Here is a 2,613-nt window from a genome sequence, read left to right as displayed (position 1 = left end):
AATAAAGTGGAAAGAAGCTTTATGGACACCGTGTAAGTATCTCTCAGAGAAACATAGTAGTCTTAATTATAGTTCTTTTAAAAATCATGAATTAAAATATGAATAACATAGCAATAAAAATAGAAAATATATCAAAGCTATATAGATTAGGCCAAGTAGGCACAGGAACCTTACAACAGGATATAAAAAGATGGTGGTGGAAAACCATGGGAAAAGGTGATCCTTTTACTAAGATTGGTGAAACCAATGATAGAACAACAAAAGGTTCTTCAGATTATGTATGGGCATTAAAAGATATAAATTTTGAAGTAAAACAAGGTGAAGTATTAGGTATTATAGGAAGGAATGGAGCAGGAAAATCAACCTTATTAAAAATATTATCTAAAACGACTTCGCCCACTTCAGGTTGTATAAAAATTAATGGAAGAATAGCTTCCTTATTAGAAGTTGGAACAGGGTTTCATCCCGAATTGACAGGAAGAGAAAACATATTTTTAAATGGAGCCATTTTGGGGATGACAAAAAAAGAAATACGTTCTAAATTTGATGAGATAGTAAATTTTTCCGGTGTTGAAAGATATATTGATACCCCTGTAAAAAGATATTCTTCCGGTATGTATGTTCGCCTTGCGTTTGCCGTAGCGGCACATTTAGAGCCCGATATTCTTATAGTGGATGAAGTTCTTGCAGTAGGAGATGCAGAATTTCAAAAAAAATGTTTAGGTAAAATGAAGGATGTAAGTGTTAATGATGGAAGAACCGTACTATTCGTGAGTCATAATATGGCAGCTATTAAGACTCTTTGTAATGAAGGGGTAGTTATGCAACATGGAGGAATTTCTTATATAGGTAGAGCGTTAGATTCTGTAGAATATTATCAAAAATTATCTAATATTTCTTCTTATCTTATACATGAAGGCGATATTGAAACTGCTCCAGGGAATGGAAATATAAGAATAATAAAATTTTTGACTAAGCCTATTAAAGGAAATTATTTAACAATTTCCTCTGGGGTAGAGTTTGAATTAATTTTTTATAACAATAAAATTGGTATAAATTTAGATGTTACTTTTGAATTGAGAAACTCTGATGAAATAACAATCTTTCATACAGGGGAATTAATAACAGTAAATAAAGATTCAAAAAGGGGGATATATAAAGTAACAGGACAAATTGAGCCTAATTTATTAAATGCTGGAATTTATAAATTTAATTTGATTTTTGGTGAAGAGCAAAAGTATCCTCTATATATTCAGAATGAAGTAATTCAATTTGAAATATTAAACGAATCTTTAGGATCTAATAGTAACTTACTTCCAGGAGTAATACGACCGGAACTTAATTTTTCGAATAAATTTTATGGATAATATTGGGAAACCACATATAATAGAACTATCAAAAATAGGGTCTTCAGCTTTAGGATATATAACTGTTGCGGAAGAAAATCTGAATATACCTTTTGAAATAAAAAGAGTTTATTGGACTTATTTTACTCCTCAGGATATACAAAGAGGTGGCCATGCCCACAAAGAGCTTAAACAAATGATATTTGCTGTTTCGGGAACAATTGAATTTAAAACAGAAGACATATATGGAAATAAAGAAACGTTTATTTTAGATTCTCCTGAAAAAGGATTATTTATTCCTAGTAAAATTTGGAGAGATATTAAATTTTCTCATAATGCTGTATTATTGTGCTTAGCCTCTGAATTTTATTTAGAAAATGATTACATAAGAGACTATGACGAATTTAAAAAATTAAGCAAATGATTAGAATTCATCCTACCTCTGATGTACAAACTCAAAATATAGGGGATAATACATTAATTTGGCAATTTTGTGTAATTTTAAAAAATGCTGTAATTGGAAAAAATTGTAATATTAATTTTAATGTATTTATTGAAAATGAAGTTACAATAGGAAATAATGTTACTATAAAGTCAGGAGTTCAGATTTGGGATGGGGTAATTATAGAAGATAATGTATTTATTGGTCCTAATGTTACTTTTACAAATGATTTAATTCCACGTTCTAAATGCTATCCAAGTGCTTTTGAAAAAACAATTATAAAAAAAGGAGCCTCTATAGGAGCTAATTCAACGATAATAGCAGGCCATACTATAGGCGAATATAGCCTAATCGGAGCAGGAAGTGTAATAACAAAAAATATACCGCCCTTTACAGTATGGTATGGAAATCCTGCAATTCAAAAAGGAATAATCACTAAAGAAGGAAAGATTCAAAAACTATGATAAAGTTTTTAGATTTACAAAAAATAAATCTCCAATATCAACAAGAAATAGAAGAAGAATTAATTAATGTTTTTCGATCAGGTTGGTACCTCCTTGGAGATAGAGTAAAAACGTTTGAAAATAATCTTTCAAATTATATAAAATCAAAATATGTAATTGGGGTAGGTAATGGCTTAGAGGCATTACGCTTGATTCTAAAAGGGTATTTAGAGCTAGGAGTTATGGAGCATGGAGATGAAGTAATAGTTCCTGCAAATACCTATATAGCCTCAGTATTATCAATTTCAGAAAATGGTTTAATTCCTGTTTTTGTAGAACCGGATCCATATAATTTTAATATCGATATTTCAAAAATTCAAGA

At 29.8% G+C, this 2,613-nt stretch carries 4 protein-coding genes; all 4 read left to right on the top strand.

Annotated features, from left to right (window positions below; all coding sequences use genetic code 11):
• Nucleotides 1-98 precede the first annotated feature (98 nt).
• A complete protein-coding gene (locus M3Z80_RS09560; RefSeq protein ID WP_293919387.1) occupies nucleotides 99-1,367 on the top strand; it encodes an ABC transporter ATP-binding protein in 1,269 nt (422 codons plus the stop codon).
• Nucleotides 1,360-1,770: a sugar 3,4-ketoisomerase gene (locus M3Z80_RS09555; protein WP_293919386.1), complete on the top strand. Its 411-nt coding sequence runs from the start codon at nucleotides 1,360-1,362 to the stop codon at nucleotides 1,768-1,770. The genes M3Z80_RS09560 and M3Z80_RS09555 overlap by 8 nt, the downstream gene beginning before the upstream one ends.
• Complete coding sequence (locus M3Z80_RS09550; protein ID WP_293919385.1) at nucleotides 1,767-2,252, top strand: acyltransferase; 486 nt, start codon at nucleotides 1,767-1,769, stop codon at nucleotides 2,250-2,252. Before M3Z80_RS09555 ends, M3Z80_RS09550 begins: the two co-directional genes overlap by 4 nt.
• Nucleotides 2,249-2,613, top strand: a 365-nt coding sequence (locus M3Z80_RS09545; RefSeq protein WP_293919384.1) for a DegT/DnrJ/EryC1/StrS family aminotransferase, incomplete at its 3' end; no start/stop codon positions are given. The genes M3Z80_RS09550 and M3Z80_RS09545, both read left to right, overlap by 4 nt.

Source organism: Apibacter sp., from assembly GCF_025291155.1.
GTDB lineage: Bacteria > Bacteroidota > Bacteroidia > Flavobacteriales > Weeksellaceae > Apibacter.
Note: the sequence above shows the minus strand (reverse complement) of the source record. Positions and strands in the feature narration are given on the sequence as shown.

Excerpts from the sequence above, each read along its gene's own strand:
- M3Z80_RS09555 (WP_293919386.1), top strand. The coding sequence starts at position 1,360 with ATGGATAATATTGGGAAACCACATATAATAGAACTATCAAAAATAGGG.
- M3Z80_RS09560 (WP_293919387.1), top strand. The coding sequence starts at position 99 with ATGAATAACATAGCAATAAAAATAGAAAATATATCAAAGCTATATAGA.
- M3Z80_RS09550 (WP_293919385.1), top strand. The coding sequence starts at position 1,767 with ATGATTAGAATTCATCCTACCTCTGATGTACAAACTCAAAATATAGGG.